General features: G+C 59.3%; 16 protein-coding genes and 2 tRNA genes. 12 read left to right on the top strand and 6 right to left on the bottom strand.

The genetic code is table 11. From position 1 onward, the window contains the following. The 3 genes from NUW23_10290 to serS all read left to right on the top strand — a co-directional run. Positions 1-559: response regulator transcription factor (locus NUW23_10290; GenBank protein MCR4426558.1), on the top strand; the 559-nt coding region annotated here is incomplete at its 5' end. Continuing rightward, positions 559-1,905 (top strand): HAMP domain-containing histidine kinase, encoded by a 1,347-nt coding sequence (locus tag NUW23_10285; GenBank protein MCR4426557.1) that lies wholly within the window; start codon positions 559-561, stop codon positions 1,903-1,905. The genes NUW23_10290 and NUW23_10285, both read left to right, overlap by 1 nt. Before the next feature lie 426 nt (positions 1,906-2,331). Then, positions 2,332-3,615 (top strand): serine--tRNA ligase, encoded by a 1,284-nt coding sequence (gene serS / locus NUW23_10280; protein ID MCR4426556.1) that lies wholly within the window; start codon positions 2,332-2,334, stop codon positions 3,613-3,615. Between the two features lie 14 nt (positions 3,616-3,629). Here serS and NUW23_10275 read toward each other — a convergent pair whose 3' ends face one another. Further along, positions 3,630-4,664 carry an HD-GYP domain-containing protein gene (locus NUW23_10275; GenBank protein MCR4426555.1) on the bottom strand — a complete coding sequence of 345 codons (1,035 nt, stop codon included), beginning with the start codon at positions 4,662-4,664 and terminating at the stop codon, positions 3,630-3,632. A gap of 153 nt (positions 4,665-4,817) precedes the next feature. Here NUW23_10275 and NUW23_10270 point away from each other — a divergent pair. The 8 genes from NUW23_10270 (at position 4,818) to NUW23_10235 (ending at position 13,448) form a co-directional block, all read left to right on the top strand. Continuing rightward, positions 4,818-4,906, top strand: a tRNA-Ser gene (locus NUW23_10270). A 40-nt stretch (positions 4,907-4,946) separates the two neighbouring features. Then, a tRNA-Ser gene (locus NUW23_10265) sits at positions 4,947-5,038 on the top strand. A gap of 62 nt (positions 5,039-5,100) precedes the next feature. Then, positions 5,101-5,853 carry a tRNA 2-thiocytidine biosynthesis TtcA family protein gene (locus NUW23_10260; GenBank protein ID MCR4426554.1) on the top strand — a complete coding sequence of 251 codons (753 nt, stop codon included), beginning with the start codon at positions 5,101-5,103 and terminating at the stop codon, positions 5,851-5,853. A 110-nt stretch (positions 5,854-5,963) separates the two neighbouring features. Continuing rightward, entirely contained in the window at positions 5,964-6,707 is a 744-nt protein-coding gene (locus NUW23_10255; GenBank protein MCR4426553.1) for a hypothetical protein, read from the top strand. Between the two features lie 25 nt (positions 6,708-6,732). Next, complete coding sequence (locus NUW23_10250) at positions 6,733-9,963, top strand: efflux RND transporter permease subunit (protein MCR4426552.1); 3,231 nt, start codon at positions 6,733-6,735, stop codon at positions 9,961-9,963. Then, entirely contained in the window at positions 9,960-11,021 is a 1,062-nt protein-coding gene (locus NUW23_10245; protein MCR4426551.1) for a hypothetical protein, read from the top strand. Before NUW23_10250 ends, NUW23_10245 begins: the two co-directional genes overlap by 4 nt. Positions 11,022-11,051: 30 nt before the next feature. After that, positions 11,052-12,524, top strand: coding sequence for an MATE family efflux transporter (locus tag NUW23_10240; GenBank protein ID MCR4426550.1), 1,473 nt, complete (start codon positions 11,052-11,054; stop codon positions 12,522-12,524). A 15-nt stretch (positions 12,525-12,539) separates the two neighbouring features. Continuing rightward, complete coding sequence (locus NUW23_10235; protein MCR4426549.1) at positions 12,540-13,448, top strand: roadblock/LC7 domain-containing protein; 909 nt, start codon at positions 12,540-12,542, stop codon at positions 13,446-13,448. 169 nt (positions 13,449-13,617) lie between these two features. Here the strand turns inward: NUW23_10235 and NUW23_10230 are convergent, their stop codons facing one another. From NUW23_10230 to NUW23_10210, 5 genes are all read right to left on the bottom strand, one after another. Then, positions 13,618-14,541 carry a DUF4097 domain-containing protein gene (locus NUW23_10230; GenBank protein ID MCR4426548.1) on the bottom strand — a complete coding sequence of 308 codons (924 nt, stop codon included), beginning with the start codon at positions 14,539-14,541 and terminating at the stop codon, positions 13,618-13,620. A 21-nt stretch (positions 14,542-14,562) separates the two neighbouring features. Next, entirely contained in the window at positions 14,563-15,360 is a 798-nt protein-coding gene (locus NUW23_10225) for an ABC transporter permease (protein ID MCR4426547.1), read from the bottom strand. A gap of 1 nt (position 15,361) precedes the next feature. Next, the gene (locus tag NUW23_10220) at positions 15,362-16,054 is read right to left on the bottom strand and encodes an ABC transporter ATP-binding protein (GenBank protein ID MCR4426546.1); all 693 of its coding nucleotides are present in this window, start codon (positions 16,052-16,054) and stop codon (positions 15,362-15,364) included. Next, entirely contained in the window at positions 16,041-16,514 is a 474-nt protein-coding gene (locus NUW23_10215; protein ID MCR4426545.1) for a GntR family transcriptional regulator, read from the bottom strand. Before NUW23_10215 ends, NUW23_10220 begins: the two co-directional genes overlap by 14 nt. Before the next feature lie 504 nt (positions 16,515-17,018). Further along, on the bottom strand, positions 17,019-17,183 hold the full coding sequence (locus tag NUW23_10210) for a hypothetical protein (GenBank protein MCR4426544.1): 165 nt from the start codon (positions 17,181-17,183) through the stop codon (positions 17,019-17,021). A gap of 283 nt (positions 17,184-17,466) precedes the next feature. Between NUW23_10210 and NUW23_10205 the strand changes: the two genes are divergently transcribed. Then, the coding region (locus tag NUW23_10205) for an ABC transporter substrate-binding protein (protein ID MCR4426543.1) at positions 17,467-18,378 on the top strand (912 nt) is incomplete at its 3' end.

Here is an 18,378-nt window from a genome sequence, read left to right as displayed (position 1 = left end):
CGATCTTGTGGTCCTTGACATAAACCTCCCTGGCATGGACGGGTTCGAGTTCCTGCAGGCAATGAGGGCCCGTAACCCCGTACCCGTGATAGTGGTCTCTGCACGAGAGGCCGATGAAGACATAGTCATGGCCCTCGGAATGGGTGCTGATGAGTTCGTGACCAAGCCATTCGCTCCACGGGTTTTGGTGGCGCGGATCCGCGCCCTCCTTCGAAGGGTGCGGTCTGACTCGTCCTCCACCTCGGTGCTGTTCGGCCCCTACTCCCTGGATCCCGAAGGATATCTTCTGAAGAAACTCGACCAACGCGTGCCCCTATCATCCAAGGAATTCGAGGTCCTTCGCCACCTTGTGCAGAATGCCGGTAAGCCTCTATCTCCTTCTGACATCTACGGAGCAGTGTGGGGCGACGGGTTCGGTGATCTCACCATCGTGGCAGTATATGTCCGCCGTCTTCGCAACAAGATCGAGGACGATCCCAAGAACCCCGTCTACATCCAAACCATTCACGGCAAGGGCTACCGCTTCAATCCGGATGTTCTGAGAGAGGGGCCGCAATAGTGAACCTCAGAACCAAGTTCATAACCCTCGTCGTGGGCATCGTCATCATTCCCTTTCTCTCAGTTCTCCTGGTCTTGGCGCTTCAGTTGGGCCTGCACAGACAGGGGTTAGTGGACAACTCCCTCATCAAGTATGTCGTTACCCAGAAGGTCGCCAGGGTGACTATGCCTGAAGCTGCGAGGCAAGGGACACTCGGGAATGTACTCGATAACCTGCCTCAGGATGCTGAGGTGGCACTCGTAGATGAGAAGGGCAAGGTCATGTTCAGCACATTGCCAGGACTCATAGAGGGCGAGACGTTCCGAGCAGAAGCCTTGTCGGGTGCGGTGAATGAGGGGTATGAGGTTCAGGTCCTTCCCCTCCCCCTGCCCAACGGAGAAGGCAGGATACTGATTCGCATGGCGTTTCAGAGCCTGTTCCACACCGGCTTCCAGCAGTACCGGGGCCTTCTCATACCCCTTTCCCTTCTCTTGTTCTCCGCGACCATGTCAGTCCTCATAATCAGAAGCATCAGGCGCTCCATATCCACCCTTGAGACCGCGGCAAGCCGCATAGCCAAGGGCGATCTCGATTTCGAGCTTGAGGCCAGGGGCACAGATGAGATCGCCTCCCTCACCCGGTCCTTTGACACAATGCGGCGAAGGGTGAAGGAGGAACTCGCGAGAAGATCCAGGTTCATCATGGGGGTATCCCATGACCTGAAGACTCCCCTGGCTCTAATAGAAGGCTACCTCGATGCCATTGAGGATGGGTACGCTGATGACCCGGAGAAGCTCAATAGGTGCCTCTCCATAATCAAGGAGAAGTCCAAGCTCCTCGAGGGCCGCATAGCTCAGCTGATCGAATTCGTGAAGATGGACTCGAGCGAGTGGAAGTCCATGCACTCAAGGGTCCGACTCAGGGACTTCGTCACCGACTTGTGTGAGGGGTATATGGATGAGGCTGCGGTTATCGGCTACAGGTTCGAGTACTCCATCATAGTCCCACCAAACCTCGGGGCGGATATGGATGTTCAGCTTGTGAACCGGGTATTCGAAAACCTCATAAGCAATGCCGTGCGCTACTCGGATTCCTCCAAAACGGTCATGCTTGAGGCGAAACAAACCGCAGGAGCCGTGGAGGTGTCCATCTCAAACACCGGGAGGGGGATTCCCGAGTCCGAGATCTCCTATGTGTTTGAGCCGTTCTACAGGGGCACCAATTCCCGCCGTGAAGAAGGATTCGGGCTGGGGCTCTCCACAGTGAAGAGCATAGTAGAGACCCATGGGTGGGACATACGGGCGCAGTCGACACCGGGGGCCGAGACCCGGTTCACCGTGGTCATCAGGCCGGTGGTGGAAGTGTAGCACCACTTGACTTTAGGCGCGCGGTGGGGGTATTATAAAGCGAGCACAGCACCGGGCTTGCGTAAACGCTATGATAGGGAACAGTAGCCCGAAGCGACCCCCAAAGAGAGCCGGAGCCGCCGTGCCGGACGCGTGAGCGAAAGCATCGCGCACGCGGGGAGGCCGGCAGGCGGAGGTGGGAACCGGTGGGTGAGCGAGGGTGAATCCGCCCTGGAGCGGCCGGCTGAACGAGAGTAAGCCGAGACGGGTCCGCCCGTGACAGCGGCAACGAGAGGGTACGCCAGTGAACAAGCATGGGGTGCAAGTTTCCCCAAGGCTTGTTCAGGCGGGCCAATCGGGGTGGCAACACGGGTATATTTGCCCCGTCCCCGACGATTGAGGTCGTCTGGGACGGGTTTCTTGTTTGAAACGGAAGGAGTGGGAGTCATGCTGGATCTCAAGTTCGTCAGGGCGAACCCGGACATAGTGAGGGAGTCGCTTATCAAGCGCGGCGAAGACACATCAATACTCGATGACCTGCTCGCTCGGGATGAGCGTCGGCGAGCCATCCTCGTTGAAGTGGAGTCGCTCAAGAGGCATAGGAACGAGGTCTCGGAGCAGATTGCGAGGATGAAGAAGGACGGGCAGGACGCGTCTGACATCATCGCAGAGATGAAGGGCGTCTCCGAGCAGGTGCGCGCGCTCGATGAGGAACTTACCCAGGTGGATGCGGAGATTGCCGACATGCTTCTAGGTATCCCCAACATCCCCCACGAGTCGGTCCCTGTGGGCAGGGACGAAACCGAGAACGTGGAGGTGAGAAGGTGGGGTGCAGTAAGAGAGTTCGGGTTCGAGCCCAAAGCACACTGGGACGTCGGCACCGCCCTGGACATCCTGGATTTCGAGAGAGCGGGCAAGATTACCGGTGCGAGGTTTGCGATCTACAAGGGCGCAGGTTCCAGGCTTGTCCGGGCTCTTATCAACTTCATGCTCGACCTGCACACGCAGAGCCACGGGTACACTGAGGTGTTTCCCCCGTTCATTGTGAACCGGGCAAGCATGGTAGGAACGGGGCAGCTCCCCAAGTTCGCCGAGGACATGTTCAAGTGCGAGGGGTATGAGTACTACCTTGTGCCGACGGCCGAGGTTCCGGTGACGAACATGTATCGGGGGGAGATACTGGAAGGCAGTGCCCTACCTATCTATCACTGTGCCTACACCGCGTGCTTTCGTGCGGAGGCCGGGGCAGCGGGCCGGGATACGAGGGGACTCATCAGGCAACACGAGTTCGACAAGGTGGAGTTGGTGAAGTTCGTGCATCCCGACACGTCCTATGACGAGCTGGAGAAGCTGGTTGCGGACGCCGAGGACGTTCTGCGCCTCCTGGGCCTGCCTTACCGCGTAACAAAGATGTGCACAGGAGACGTGGGTTTCAGCGCGGCCAAGAAGTACGACCTCGAAGTGTGGATGCCCAGCTACAACCGGTACGTCGAGATATCGTCGTGCAGCAACTTCGAGGCTTTTCAGGCCAGACGTGCCGACATCAAGTTCAGACAGGCGCACGGTGCGAAAGCGGAGCACGTTCATACCCTCAACGGGTCTGGCCTCGCGGTCGGCAGGACCATTGCGGCCATCCTCGAGAATTTCCAACAGGCGGACGGCCGAGTGGACATCCCGGAGCGTCTCAGGCCCTACATGGGCGGGCTGGAGTCGATCGTCCGTGCCAGATAGCGGTTTTGTGTAGGTCAGATGATCCGCCGGACGATGCCAAGGTCCGATCCAGAACGGATCTGGACAACCCTGCCCTGGTCTGGGCCGGTCTCCACCCTGGCTACGTAGGTTCCCCGGAAGGCGTTCTCTATAGTGGCGGTGGATCCGTCTGTCAGCAAGACCGTCGAGCCCACAGGGTAGACGACGACGACCTGGGTGAAGGCGTGGATTACCCGAGGATTGTAGCTAATGCCTGCAAGGGATGAGAGTATGGAGATAGCCTCATGGGGCATGAGTGCTTTCCCGTATGGCCTATCTGCAGTCATTGCGCTGTAGGAATCTGCCACCGCGGCGATTTTGGCGAAATCTATCGTGGCATTGTCCACAAGACCCCTCGGGTAGCCGGACCCGTCAAACCTCTCATGGTGCTGGAAGGCAACGTGCGCCGCGAAGAGGGGGACCTGTTTTCGAAGTATCCGGAACCCATCCAATGGATGCCTACGTATCACTTCCCAGTCCGAGGAGTCCAGTGTCTCTCGCTTCCTGAGAACGTCCTTGGGTATGAACAGTTTGCCGAGGTCGTGCAGCATCGTGCCTGTGCCGAGGTCGATCAGTTCGGAGTGGGAGAGACCCATCCTGGCGGCACACATGACGGAGAGGATGCACACGTCCACGGAATGGCTGAAGGTGTAGTCATCGAAAGCCCTGATATCGGCTATGTTGTACACTACATTGGTGTTACCCAGGACCTGGGCTACGATGTCCTCCACTACGCTTTGGACACGTTTGAAGTCAGGCTCCCGGCCTCTTGTGACGGTATCGGCAACACCCCGCAGGGCCATCCTGGCCGAGACGAGTGTCTCCTGCCGGACGGGCTCCATGATTTGCTCCTCCGGCTCGTCGGGATGGCTTTTGATGTAGACCGCAGAGAACTGCAACTCCCTGAGCCTCTTTATGTAGAACTCCTTGAGGCTGGTGTTTGCCGCCAGGAGCACTTTCCCATTGGATCCGTAGATGTGTCGCGCAATGATCATTCCGGGCTTGAGCGAGTCTGTCGGCACAAGCTTCATGTAGACGCACATACCTCCGGGTGCGGTAACCGCGAAATGGCCATTAGAATAACAATCGGCAAGTGAGCCGCAAAACCTTAACGCTCGCCCTGTCAACTGGTGCGCTTGACCCTCCGAGCAGGGGATGATATACTCAAGTCGGCGAGTTGGGTTGGAGGGGTGTCCGAGCGGTTTATGGAGCTGGTCTTGAAAACCAGTGTCTCAGCAATGGGCCGTGGGTTCGAATCCCACCCCCTCCGCCAGGCACCTTTCGTCAACTGAACAGGTTTTCGGGCTGTGAGTGGAGAGATACCCAAGCAGGCTGAAGGGGATGGTTTGCTAAACCATTAGTAGGGGAAACCCTAGCGGGGGTTCGAATCCCCCTCTCTCCGCCACTTTAAGACATGGCCGACCTTTGGCCATGTCCTTTTTATCATGAGGCTGGGAGGCCTGGTGGATGCCTGGCAACTATCTGCCGAAACCCTACCACACCAAGCTCTGGCGAGCCATCATGGAGTTTGGACTGATAGACCCGGACGACAGGGTGCTCGTGGGCCTGTCGGGCGGAAAGGACAGTGCCTTCATGCTCTATGCGCTGAACGTCCTCCGCGGCTACTCCGAGGTTCCTTTCGATCTACAGGCAGTCACAGTCGACCTGGGTTTCACCGAACCCCTGGACTCGGCGAGCATGGGCGAATACTGCGGACAACTCGGCGTGCCGTACCACGTCATCAAGACGCAGATTGCGGATATCATCGATGAGCGCTCACCGAAAGAGAGCCCTTGCGCTGTCTGTTCGTTTTTCCGCCGGGCTGCGATGAACCGGTTTGCTGCGAGAGAAGGATTCACCAAGGTAGCCTTGGCGCACCATCTCGATGACGCCTGCGAGACTTTCCTGATGAACCTTCTGTACTCCGGACGTATCCTCGCGCTTCCCTGGAAGACTCATCTCTCCAGGACTGGGGTTACCGTCATCCGGCCATTGCTCTACTTCTCGGAGCGGGAGGTAATACGAGGCACCAGGCTCACCGGATTCGAGCCCGTATCCAACCCGTGCCCTCACTCAGGTCATTCCGTGCGCGCAAGGGTCAGGCATCTCCTTCGCGAATTGTCCCGAGAGAACAAGATGGTTAGAGCCAATATCATCTCTGCCATGAGGGAAGGGAAACCAGTGGAACTGTGGCCGCCAGCTCGACGTCATAGACATTGAGGTTTTTCCCTGGCAGACCGTATCTTGCCTTTGTTGACATGCTATTTGCGCGATGCCTATAATGATTCTGGTGTTGACTTGTTCATTTGGAGTGATTGGGGGCACGCCGCGTGTCAGGCACTTTGCTATATGCACCAAATCACCCCCGTTCCTTTCGGGCTTTCGGTTGGGCTTTCACAATTTCCGTCGTGCTGTCTCTTGCCATGGCGGGCCTGAACGCAGCCTGTGTCGGCGCCCCCGCTGCCGAAGAGATCGCAGCCAAAGTCACCCAGAGGCTGAACGAGATGCAAACCATCCAGGCCGATGTGGTGGCGGAGTATTGGGAGACCCCCGGCAGAGACCCGATGAAAGTGATGGTCAGGGTGACGGGGGACAGGCCCAACAAGCTGACGAGGATGGAGATAACCCAGCACCCCGTGCTTGAGGGGCAAATCGTCATCGTGGACCTGAAGAAGGATATCGCCACTGTGTACATGCCTGTCACCGGGCAGGCCTTCAGAGGCAAGTCAAGCGTCATCGCGTCCCAGCTTGGTGTGGACCTCACGTCGCTGGATCCGGACCGTTTGCTCGCCCTCGACCCCACAGCGGCGCTCACCATTAAGCTCCTGCGCCAAGAGAGGGTCGAACGTATCCCGCACTACGTCATGGAGACGCGAGTCCCTGACCGGCCTGAAGGGTTCCAGCTGGTGTGGGTGGACTGCGAGACATATCTCGTCAAGAAGGTCGAGGTCTTCGATGCGCAGTCCAGGAAGCTTGCGAACGTGGTAATCGGCAACCTGAATTACAACTTCAAGTTGGACCCCAACAAGCTCCGCGAGCTTCCTAAAGGAACGCGCGTGACTGACCTCAAGTGACGCGCCGGTACTGGGGGGAACTCCTATGAACTTAGCATCTGTCTCAATCCGCCGGCCGGTGACCGTCATGGTTGCAGTCGCCGCCATTCTTTTATTCGGGTACCTGTCCCTCGACAGGCTCGGTCTCGATCTCCTGCCCGAACTCAACTTCCCCATGACCGCTGTGGTGACTGTCTATCCCCAGGCCGACCCCGAGACCGTGGAGGCCACGGTATCCGTGCAGGTAGAGCGGGCCTTGCGGTCCGTCCGGAACATCCGGAACGTGACCTCGATGAGCATGGAGAATGTCTCCCTCGCCATTGCCGAGTTTAACTGGGGTACAGACCTCGGCGCCGCGCAGGAAGAGATACGCGCGAACCTGGATCGGATGCAGTTCCTGCTCCCGGAAGGGGCCCAGACTCCCATCGTGAGCCGGTTGGACCCGTCGCAAATCCCTGTCTTGATGATGACTGTTGGGGCGCCCGGGGAGATAGGTGATGTGACTCGCGAGGCTCGTGAGGTTGTCAAGCCTGCTCTGGAGCGTATCGAAGGCGTTGCGGGTGTATCCATAAGTGGCGGAGCGGAGAGGGTCATCACGGTGGAATATGACCATTCTGCGTTAGTTGAGAACGGTCTTTCCCCGACCTTGCTCCAGCAACTCGTTGCCTATCAGAACATGTCCATCCCTGCAGGAGTTGTTGTGGACGACGGGGTCCGTTATCAGGCCAAAGTCGGGGCGAAATTCACTTCCGCCGACGATATAGCCAACCTGGCCCTGGGTCTGAAGAAGCGGACTGAGTCTCAGACAGGATCATCGGGGCTTTTCGGGCTGTCTTTCCTGATGCCGTCGTTCCTCACAGTCGGCGACATTGCGAGAGTCGATGAGATCGACCAGAAGGCCGAGGGCTTCACCCGTATCAATGGGAAGCCAGCCGTGGTTCTTCTGGTGTTCAAGCAGTCCGGCGAGAATACTGTGACTGTGGCGAATAGGGTGAAGGCCGCCATTGCGGGACTTCGCCAGGACTACCCCCACATCGAACTGAGCTACGCCTTCGATCAGTCCAAGTTCATCACCAAGGCCATATCCGATATCGGGAACAATGCAGCGATAGGGGCGTTTCTTGCAGTAGCTGTCCTGTATCTCTTCCTACGACACTTGAGGAGCACGCTGATCGTTGCCACTGCGATTCCTCTGTCAATCGTGTTCACCTTTGTGCTGATGTATGCGGGCAACCAGACACTGAACCTCATGTCGCTAGGCGGGCTGGCACTGGGCGTCGGTATGCTTGTCGACAACTCCATCGTGGTGCTGGAAAGCATATTCCGGAGACAGGAGATGGGGGATTCCCCGCGGGACGCCGCATTGAACGGCACCAGGGAGGTCGGCATGGCAATAACCGCGTCGACCCTCACTACCGTGGCCGTGTTCATCCCCGTGGTATTCATAAAGAGCTTCGCTGGGCACGTCTTCCGGGATCTGGCCGTTACCGTGTCATTCTCGCTGTTGGCCTCGCTTGCGGTATCGCTGACTGTGGTCCCGCTGCTTTCCTCCTGGTTAATTCGGGTCTCCGCCGATCACATCCAGAGAATCCGGGGAGATGCCGGCAGAGGCGGATTCCTTCTTGGGCTCTACGATCGCATGCTTCGTTGGAGCCTCGACCGGAGAAATCTCATTCTCGGTCTGGTGGGAGCCACAGTGGTGGCTGCGGTCGCGGCCTATCCTTTCTTGACCCTCGAATTCCTTCCGTCGATGGACATGGGCAGGCTGGACATCACGCTCAGTCTGCCGTCTGGGACCCCGGTGGAAGTAACGAACGAGGTATCGGAGGCTCTCGAGGCTGAACTTGTCAAGATGGCCGGGGTGGAGTCCGTGACCGCGCAGGTGGGTTCGGCGGGCTCCGGCGACTTCCTCGCGGTGACGAGCGGGACCACAGCGAACTCAGCCAAGCTCACTGTCAGTCTCGCTCAGGAAGGTCGGCACGCTCTCAGCACCATAGCCGCGGGTGAGCGGGTACGGGCCATCATCCGCGCGCTAAGAGATAGGTACCCAGACCTCGAAGCTCAGGTAGACACCTCCGGACTGGGTGGGCTCACTTCAGGCACCGGAGTATCGGATTTCTTCGGGACCAGTGTGACCTTGGAAGTGTCGGGGCAGGATCCCCGGATGCTTGTGCAGATCGCCCGGGGAATCACCGAAAAACTCCGGACAATTCCAGGACTCATCGAGGTAGGCTCGAGTGTTCAGGACCTGCAGCCCGTTATGCTCCTCGACGTCAACCGTACCCGTGCTCTGATGGGGGGGCTGACAGTTGGCCAGATAGGCCTGGGAGTCCGCTCCGGTGTGCTGGGGACCACGGTTACTCACATTGAGCGGCAAGGAGAGCTGATCCCGGTCATAGTGAAGCCCGCGTCCGGCGCGGTGCCGACCCTAGATGCGCTTCTGGACATGCCTGTGACTTCGTCAATGGGGATCGGTTCGTCGCCATCGACCGGTGCCAGCGGGGGCAGCCCGGCGCTGTTGGCGCCGCCCACCGAGGTCCTGGTGGGGAAGGTGGTCTCCCCAAAGGTGGTGGATGGGCCGATCACGATCTCCAGGCGGAACGGGCGACGGTATGTGACGGTGCGGGCTGCCTACCAAGGCATGAAACTCTCCGAGGCGGGCACGATCGTGCTTGACGCTGCTCGAAGTGTGGGCCTGCCCAGGGGTTACGAGATATCGCTTGCTGGCGTGAACAGGCTAATGAAAGACTCCTTTTCGGATCTCCGGCTCGCTGGATGGATCGCAGTAGTTCTCGTGTACATGGTGATGGCAATTCAGTACGAGTCTCTGTTCTATCCACTCATCATCATGTTCACTCTGCCGCTGGCGTTGATCGGAGCTACAGGCATTCTCCTTGTCAGTGGGACTAGTATCAGTGTAACGGCGATTATCGGACTCATTGTCCTCGCGGGGATTGTGGTGAACAATGGGATAGTGATGGTGGATTTCATAAACCAGCTGAAGTCGCAGGGAATGCGGACGAGGCAAGCAGTCATAGAGGCGGGCAGAGCCCGTCTCCGGCCCATATTGATGACTGCCCTAACCACCATTCTGGGCTTGATCCCCATCGCTATCGGGCGTGGGCAGGGCTCGGAGCTTGAGATGCCTCTGGCCCTCACGGTAATAGGAGGGCTTGCGACGGCCACATTCCTGACACTCTTCGTGATTCCGGTTATCTATGAGCTCATGGACGGGATCGCTGCACGAGTGAGTCGTAAGGAGGTACGCGCAGAATGAACCCAGGTAGAAAATGGATAGTCGCGGTGCTCGCGATGCTCGTAACTCTGGCGTCCGGGGCCGCTCACGCATCTGGTCCGACCACAATTACCGTGGTCGACGGCACGCCGGTGGTCTTCGCAGGTTTTGAAATCTGGCGTGCCGAGGATAACGGACTCCGACTGAGCCTCGACTGGGTGGGGATATCGGCCGACCTGGAGTGCATGGGCGTGACCTTCAGGACCGGTGGGTCCATCAACCCAACCGTGTTTGGTGAGCACGAGGGGAGCATCCCTTACACCATCGGGCTGGGGGCTGATTGGGCCAGGATGTGGAGCTTGGTGGCAGCGGTGCAGAGTTCCGGCATACTGTACTTGCAGGATCTTGGCGACGGCCCCGCCATCGCTGCAGTCGGGCGCGCAACCGGGAGCACGGCGAGGATCGGCTTGCAGACCGAGGCCGGGTATGTGCCCGCGGGTTTCGATACCACTCCCGCTCGCTTGATCGGGCGGGACTATTGGCTTCCAGGCGGCGTCACGGATGTGGCGGGCCGTGGATGGGTGGACGTCACTGCTCTTCTGCAGAGTACGAGGACCCGTGCGGACTCGCTCAGGGTCGCGTACTCCAGACTCATAGGTGAGAATGAATGGCGGGCTGACGTTGGCTACATATCGAGGTACAGGCCAGCGGGCCTTGGTGTGTCTATCCAGTTGTATTCGGGGATCGCGCTCGGTGCGCCGTCTGTGACCCTCCTTTCGGAACTCACCTTCCGAGCTGACGTCACTGACAAGTCCGGCGCGGAGATCGCCATCGTCGCTCAGGGCGGCGGGGCATCCGAACACGCATGGCTTTCGGGCAGTGGGTGGGTGTCCCTTGGAGAGAACATCGAGCTGACGGTGACAATCTCCGCTCCAGTGGTCGGGGCGGCCACTTACTCTGGCCCGGAACTCTTCCGACCGATCGAGTCGGCTGACGTGTGCGTGGGTCTCGACCTCGCGCACGGGCTCCTCTCGAGCATCAAGACTAGATATGACTTCAAACGGCAGACTCTCGGGCTCGAGTTGTCATCGAGATTCTAGTCACGGGAGGAGACTCAGGAGGATCATCTGATGGCTGATACGGACTCTGCGGAGGTCGTGGCCACGCCGGCAGGCGGTGGCCCCGGGCGCGTCCACGTTGCGCCCGGGGCTGCTTCAGCCTCGTGGATGGCTGCGGGTCTTGCAGGCATGGGTCCAGATGAGCTCATGTCCAGGCCTTCGTCGATGAGACGGGCCGTGCTGTGGCTGGCGTGGCCAGTTGTTGCAGAACTTGTCTTACAGACGTTGACGCAGATGGCCGACATGATCATGGTCGGCAGGCTGGGTGCGGCCTCCGTCGCGGCGGTGGGGCTGTCCACTCAACCCCTTTTCCTGGTCCAAGGCCTTTTCATGGGCCTTGGTGTGGGCACGACCGCTCTGGTGGCGAGGTTCATCGGGGCTAATCAGAAGCCCCGGGCTGACGAGGTGACAGCCCAATCTCTGGCGCTTACAGTGGTCGTGGCGGCAGCTCTCTCTGTGGCAGGGTATGCGGCTAGCCCCTGGATCGTGAGGTTCATGGGTGCTGGCCCGGACGTGCAGACTCTGGCTCTGAGCTACATGCGCACGCTCATCCCTGGCCTTTTCATGCTCATGGTGAATATGACTATCGGAGCGGCTTTGCGCGGGGCGGGTGACACTCGGTTCCCCATGAAGGTGAATACCTTCGTGAACATATCCAATCTGATCGGCAACTACGCTCTGATCTACGGGAATCTTGGGTTCCCCGCGATGGGGGTCACCGGTGCGGCGCTTGCAACTACCTTGGCCAGGTCGGCGGGAGCGGTCTGGCTGCTCTGGCACGCGTTATCGGGCACGGGGGCAGTGACTGCACGGCTGGGGCCGAAGTTTCGGTTCGATCCCGGAACGATCAGGCGGGTCTTGAGCGTGGGGCTTCCTGCGTCGCTCGAACGGCTCAGCCTGAGCCTGGGAATGGTGTTTTACGTCAGGCTTGTTTCAAGCCTGGGGACTGCGGCCTACGCTGCACACGCCATTGCGATCAACGCAGAGTCCATATCGTTTATGCCCGGTTTTGCCTTTGCCGTGTCCGCCACCACCCTTGTGGGGCAGGCGCTCGGTGCAGGGCGACCGGACGTGGCCCAGCGGGCAGGCTGGGAGTCGTGGAGGATAACCGCGGTGATCATGGGTGTCATGGGCCTGGTGCTCTTCGCGATTCCTGCGCAGCTCATGTCCCTCTACGTCGATGATCCCGAGATCATCCAGATGGGTGCGTCAGTCCTCAGGATCATGGCTGTGGCCCAGATTCCCATGTCGGCCGGGTTCACAGTGGTAGGCGCGCTTCGCGGCGCCGGTGACACGAGGTCAGTCCTGTACCTCACGGTCTTCAGCATCTGGTGCGTGAGGTTTGCAATGGCGTGGTTCTTCGTTCGCATCTTGGGGCTCGGGCTCGCGGGGGCATGGTACGCGATGGCTCTCGACTGGTTTGTCAGGGCTGGTATGTCCATCGCCCGGTTCGCAGGCGGGCGATGGCGGGAGATTCGGGTATGAGGTGGTGGAGCGGTCATGCCGGCTTACGCCAGGGTGGTTCGCGTCTATGTGGCCACGCTCTTTCTGCTGGTAGCAGCTCTTCTGTCTCTGCTTGTCCTCCGGCGAGATATGGCGGGCGTGGCCCCCGTCGACACTTGGCAGTCTGTTGCGTTTGAACTCCTTGTCTACCTGACGGTCGCCAGCGTGTCCGACAGGCGGTCACCAGCTGGCAGGGTGATTACCCGGGCAGCTGGCATGGCAGGAGTGCGCGCGGGGTTTGCGGTGGTCGTGGCTGGGGCGCTCTCATGGCTGTGGGGGCCGGCCGAGTTCAGCTGGGCTTTGGAGCAGGCCCTGTATAAGTCGCAGCCCGTGGTCCTTGCCCAGGTGCTCCTCGTGGTATTGTGGTTTGCGTTGCCCCGCCAATCGACATCACGCGAGCCAGGAGAGGTTCCACTGGCCACCCAAATGGGTCTGCTGATTCGGACTGGAAGGGACCAGGCTGAGGAGGAACTCCTCGCCCAAGCCGCCGCCAGGAGGCCCGAAATCAGGTTCATCCCGGGTGAGCAGGCTGGACAGTGCATGGGATTCCGGGACATACTGTTCACCCTGGGGGAGATCGAGGGGGTCCGTGGATGCCTGCTTGTTTGCCGCGACGGAAGAGTTGTTGCCGAGCGTGTTCCCAAAGGCGTAGACAGAGATCGCCTGGCTGTTGCGGCGCTGAAGCTCGTGGAATCCGGTGAGGACGCCCTCTCCGGACTCGGACTCGGCCGTGCATGCTACATCAACGGTGTGGCTGGGGACTCCGTCGTGGCTGTCATCCCGGTGGGAGAACTTGTCCTCACTGTAGTCAGCGATCGGGCGCTGGAACCTGGGCACCTGCTGCCCGCCCTACAGGAAGTGTCCCGGTCCATCGACGCTCTGGCGTGCGCGGGCCAGGCCTCGTGAGCCAGCGACGCCCGCACGGGCTGAGGCCCCGCGGTTCGCGGCGGGCCCAGTCCATGTCAAGAGGCGTGCTTCAAGACAGGCACTAAGGGCCCGGGCGTGGGAGGTGACTCCCAGCGGGCCCGGCGCCCTACGTCAACCGTCCATGCATACACGCATTCCAAGGCCCCATCTACCGGGATGGGAATGTGCTGATGGAGATGTCGCCAAGGGAGACCCTAATGAAGAGGCTTCCCACAGGGGTTCCAGTCCCGAGCTGGCCCGATGCTCCCGACGACATCCCGGATTCCTTGTGGCCTGTGACCGGGAACGAGGTCTTGAGTTTGCCCATGGACGACGAGGCGTCCAGCATCAACGAGGTGCTTTCGGGGATCTCAAGGTCCACAGAACCCGTGGCTGTCTCGATTCTGTTCGTCCGGCCAAGCGCCCCCCTCACATGGACCTTGCCCAGGGAGGCGTAGATATCCAGGGTGTCTTGGACCTCCACGTCCACCACGCTCACATCACCTAGGTCAGACCGGACAGTGATGTCTCCACGCGTGCGCTCAACCCTAACCTTTCCAAGGCGGCCAATTGCGGTGACGTCCCCGTCGATGCCGGAGACGCGCAGGTTACCCAGGCCTGCCGTGGTCTGCACTGCGATGGAATGGGGCACCCGCACGGTCACATCCATCCTATCACTGCGCCCGCGAGTCTGCGTCACAGGGATTTGGCCAGTGATCCGAAGGATTCGCTCTTGCTGCTCCACTGACAGAGTGATGTCTTCGAGTCTTCGGCGGGCGTCGTCGGTGTCTACGCCGTAACCTGTAAGTTCTGCCTCAATGCCGATACTTGGATCGGAAGAGCCCTCCACTACAAGCTCTCCCACGGGAACATCCACAACCACGGTCCGGACCCCGTCCGCTTCGTGGCGCTCAGCCAACCTCTTGTGGGCGGCGACGCCGCGCATTCCGGGCGAGGCACCAGGATTGAAGATCACAGAGTCTCGAAACCGGTCAGCCAGGAGCTCCGTACCCATCCGCCAAGGTCTGGCTGCGCTCACGAGGAGCGCCAGGCAGATCAGGGCAACAAGAATTGTGGTGCGCCAGATTCTCATGGTGTGCTTCTCCTTCCTTTCCTACGCGTCAACCTCTGTTTCGAGAAGGCGTCCTGCGATGAGCAGGAGGATCACAGACCCTAGCACCAGTGGCCAGAACGGAAGCGCGGGGATAACATGTCTCACGTATGTGGCGGCCTCTGCGCCGCCCGGGCCGAATGTGAAGGAGTGTATGATAATGCTGGGATTCGGAATGAACGAGAACACATACATCGCGAGTGGACCCAAAGCATTTGAGATGTACCCCAGAAGACCGAAGACAACGACTGCGATGAGCCCCGAGAGCCTCGCGACAGTAGTGCCGATCACGAAAGAGAATATGCCCATCGACAGAACGTAGGCGACGCCCGCAAGAAGCACGAGCGTCATGGATGCCACGGTGACGGCGAGTTCCCACGGTTTGAACGCTGTCGTGATCATGGAACCCACGGTCCCGAATTGGATGCCTGGCTCCCGTGCCGCGACGAGCAGCAGTCCCACGACTGCGATACCCGCAAGGATTGTGAACTGCGCCATGAGCACCACTATCTTGGATCCGAGAACTGTCCGCCCACTTACTGGGAACGACATGAGACGCATCGAGGTCCTGCCATGCCACTCTGACCGTACCGCCAGGTATCCTGCCCAGATGGTCCACACCATTAGAACCGCGAGAGGCACCATCGCAAGCCCGAATGAGAGGCCAGGGTACCTGATGCGCCAGGCAGTGGTCCTGGCAATGAGCCATGTATCGAGAGCCACGATGAGGGCTGCGGCAACAGCTGTAGGCCCCCACGATGCCTGGATCTCCTTCCTTATGAGCGCGAGCCAGCGAGTCATGTCAGCACACCTCCGCAAAGACCTCATTCAGGGACTTACCCTTCTCCACGCGGAGCTGGTCCGCGTTTCCCTGGAGGGCTATCCGTCCGCCCGATAGGAACACGACATCGTCGAAGAGCTTCTCGGATTCGAGCACCTCGTGGGTGGAGATCACGATAGTCTGCTCTCCCGGACGGTACCTGGTGGCGATTGTCTCGAGAATCGCCGCTCTTGCAGGCGGGTCGATGCCGGCCAGGGGCTCATCCATCAGAACTAGATCCGCCTTGCGGGACATCGCCGCAACAAGCTTGAGCTTTGCCCGCATTCCTTTGGAGAGGTGGGCGATACGTGCCCGGGCGTCCAGCTTCAGCTCCCGGAGGAGCTCTGTCACCTCAGCTGGGTCTATATCGGCGAACATGGACGCCTCGAGTCTCAAAGCCTCGGAGACGGTCATCCACCCATAGAAAGTGTCGATCTCGGGCACGAACGCCGTCCTTGCTTTGGTTTTCAGTGAGACCTCCTGGCCCAGGACGCGCACCGAGCCAGCGGTAGGGTGGATGAGTCCGGCGCACAGCTTCAGGAGAGTGGACTTCCCGGCGCCGTTGGGTCCAAGTAACCCCACGATCTTGCCTGGCTCAATTGACAGGTCGATCCCGTCGAGGGCACGCGCGAGATAGTAGCTTTTCTGGACTCCCCTCATCTCAATTGCGGCCATCAGCAATCACCTCCGAAAGCTCCCCCGTTGTCCGTTGAACCATTTCTGTCCCTGACTCACAGGGTTCCTGAGCGGGGTTTTCTTTCTGAAGACCCCGGGTGTTCCTCAACTGTTCCCGCACCAGCTCGATTATACCTTCGTCTGAGTATTTGAGGCGTCGCATCTCCTCAACGAATGATCTAACGGCCGAGCTCGTCACGTTGGTTCTGACCTCCCCGATGATGCTTGGATCTCCAACTACGAAAGTCCCTTGCCCCCTCTGGGTCTCAACCACGCCCATCCTCTCTAATTCCATGTAGGCGCGCTGAACCGTGTTTGGATTGGAACGCGTGAGTTTCGAAAGCTCCCGGACTGACGGCAGCCTGCTTCCAGGCTCCACGGCCCCGACCGCCACATCCCACAGCACTCCTTGAAGGATCTGCTGGTATATGGGGATAGACTCGTCGAACCTTAGCTCCATCCGCGCGACTCCCCCTTTCCATTTCAGTAGGGATTCCGCTTCTCACACCCTGTATGGGTGCATCTCAGTATTAGTGTACTAGTGTACTAATACACAATACACATACTACATCTCACCCTGAGAGGTTGTCAATGGGGTGGCAGAAAAAAACCGGCGGGCGTGAATGGAACTTCTAAGTGAACCAAGAACGTGGAGCGCTCCTATGCCATGATCGAGGCCTCGGCGACACAGGGGATCAAGATCCCGTCCAGCCACAACCTCGGGGTCGGGCTCACGACGCCCCCGGTTGGAACCGGATTGTTCGTTGGATGTTCGGCGGGACCACTGCTGAGGAGGCTTTCGCCCACCCAATGATTTGTCTGTGGCCCACCATGCTGGCTGTTCTCCTACTGACCGCGTTTGTGCAGGGACTGACCTTGCGGTTGCCCTGGTTCTTGATGCCGCAGTAACTCGGGGGCGCCGATCCGCATCGCGGATGGCGCCCGGTGAGGAGGGGCACTTGGATCAGCGTCTGACCGAGGGGCGGAGCATGTCCAGGAGTCCCAGCATCACATGAGCCAGGCCGAAGCCGACCACACCAGAGCCGAGACGGCCTTTCATCCGTGTTCCGACACCAGAGACTACCGCGCCTAGACCGGTCACGATCCAGCTAGTCGTGGTACCCTTCATCTGAGCACCTCCCAAAACGAAGTGTGCCCAAGTTACGGTGGAGTAGAACACGCGCGTGAGTTGAGGGGTGACTGCTCGAATGCTCATGGCAGCGCTGGAGCAGGTGTCTGAAGGCCTCATGGTCGTGGGGGATGACACTCTGAGAGGCTGACCTGGTGCTCTTTGGCGTGCGAGGATACAAGCCCATAAGGTGGGGGAATCCAGTTGACGTGGATAGACTGCACGATGTATAAATGGATAAGTGAGTCGAACGGATATATTTCACTCAGCAGGAGGTACACGCATGTTTATGAAGCGCGGATACTTGTTGGCAGTGGCGTTGGTGCTTCTTGCGGCTGTGGCAGGCTCTTCTGTCGCGGCCGAACCGAGGAAAGGAGGCACCCTGCGGATAGCCGCTAGTTCCCTCCAACAGCTGGATCCTTACAAAACCGCAGCGAATGATGAGACCAACTTGATAAGCCTGATCTTCGATCCGCTTTTCATCATCAGCAAAGATGAGTTCAGGCCTGCCCCGCACTTGGCCGAGAGCTGGGAGAACCCCAACGACACTACCTGGGTCTTTCGCCTCCGCAAAGGCGTGTACTTCCAGGACGGGAACTCGGTGTTCCCAAGAGGTGCAAAGCGTGAGGTCACGGCGGACGATGTCGTGTACTCGGTCAACCGTTTCCGCAATGTGAGCACGGCATTCACCCTCGGTGAGATCGTGAGCGTCAAGGCGCTCGACAGATATACGGTGGAGATCAAGACACCAAGTCCATCCCCGTTCCTGGTCAACGATCCCAACCGACTGGCTCGCGTGGTCATCGTGCCTCGTGAGGCCGTTGAGAAGCTTGGTGAGGACGGTTTTGCCAAGAACCCCATAGGGTCTGGCCCCTTCAAGTTGAAGAGCTTCACACCTGATCACGGAGCAGTCCTCGAGCGCAACGTCGACTATTGGCTCCCAGTCTACCTTGACAGAGTTGAATTCGAGGTTATACCTGACCCCACAGTCCAGACCATTGCTGTCAGTTCCGGCGAGGTAGACGTTGTTCCGTACCTGTTCAACGTGGACACAATGGCAACCGTGTCGAAGAACCCCAAATTGAAACTTCTGAGCCGCGGCGGATCCTACCGTGGACTTGGTTTCAATGTTAATAAGGCACCGTTCGACGAGTTCGAAGTGAGGGACGCCATATCCAAAGCCATCGACATCGAT

The organism is Bacillota bacterium (assembly GCA_024655925.1).
Taxonomy (GTDB): Bacteria; Bacillota; DTU025; order DTU025; family JANLFS01; genus JANLFS01.
Note: the sequence above shows the minus strand (reverse complement) of the source record. Positions and strands in the feature narration are given on the sequence as shown.

What these genes read in the sequence shown, in the direction of transcription:
- NUW23_10215 (MCR4426545.1), bottom strand. Translation starts at nt 16,514, where the DNA reads ATGGAGCTAAGGTTCGACGAGTCTATCCCCATATACCAGCAGATCCTT.
- NUW23_10260 (MCR4426554.1), top strand. Translation starts at nt 5,101, where the DNA reads ATGCCTGGCAACTATCTGCCGAAACCCTACCACACCAAGCTCTGGCGA.
- NUW23_10210 (MCR4426544.1), bottom strand. Translation starts at nt 17,183, where the DNA reads ATGAAGGGTACCACGACTAGCTGGATCGTGACCGGTCTAGGCGCGGTA.
- serS (MCR4426556.1), top strand. Translation starts at nt 2,332, where the DNA reads ATGCTGGATCTCAAGTTCGTCAGGGCGAACCCGGACATAGTGAGGGAG.
- NUW23_10245 (MCR4426551.1), top strand. Translation starts at nt 9,960, where the DNA reads ATGAACCCAGGTAGAAAATGGATAGTCGCGGTGCTCGCGATGCTCGTA.
- NUW23_10250 (MCR4426552.1), top strand. Translation starts at nt 6,733, where the DNA reads ATGAACTTAGCATCTGTCTCAATCCGCCGGCCGGTGACCGTCATGGTT.
- NUW23_10235 (MCR4426549.1), top strand. Translation starts at nt 12,540, where the DNA reads ATGCCGGCTTACGCCAGGGTGGTTCGCGTCTATGTGGCCACGCTCTTT.
- NUW23_10230 (MCR4426548.1), bottom strand. Translation starts at nt 14,541, where the DNA reads ATGAGAATCTGGCGCACCACAATTCTTGTTGCCCTGATCTGCCTGGCG.
- NUW23_10225 (MCR4426547.1), bottom strand. Translation starts at nt 15,360, where the DNA reads ATGACTCGCTGGCTCGCGCTCATAAGGAAGGAGATCCAGGCATCGTGG.
- NUW23_10220 (MCR4426546.1), bottom strand. Translation starts at nt 16,054, where the DNA reads ATGGCCGCAATTGAGATGAGGGGAGTCCAGAAAAGCTACTATCTCGCG.
- NUW23_10240 (MCR4426550.1), top strand. Translation starts at nt 11,052, where the DNA reads ATGGCTGATACGGACTCTGCGGAGGTCGTGGCCACGCCGGCAGGCGGT.
- NUW23_10275 (MCR4426555.1), bottom strand. Translation starts at nt 4,664, where the DNA reads ATGAAGCTTGTGCCGACAGACTCGCTCAAGCCCGGAATGATCATTGCG.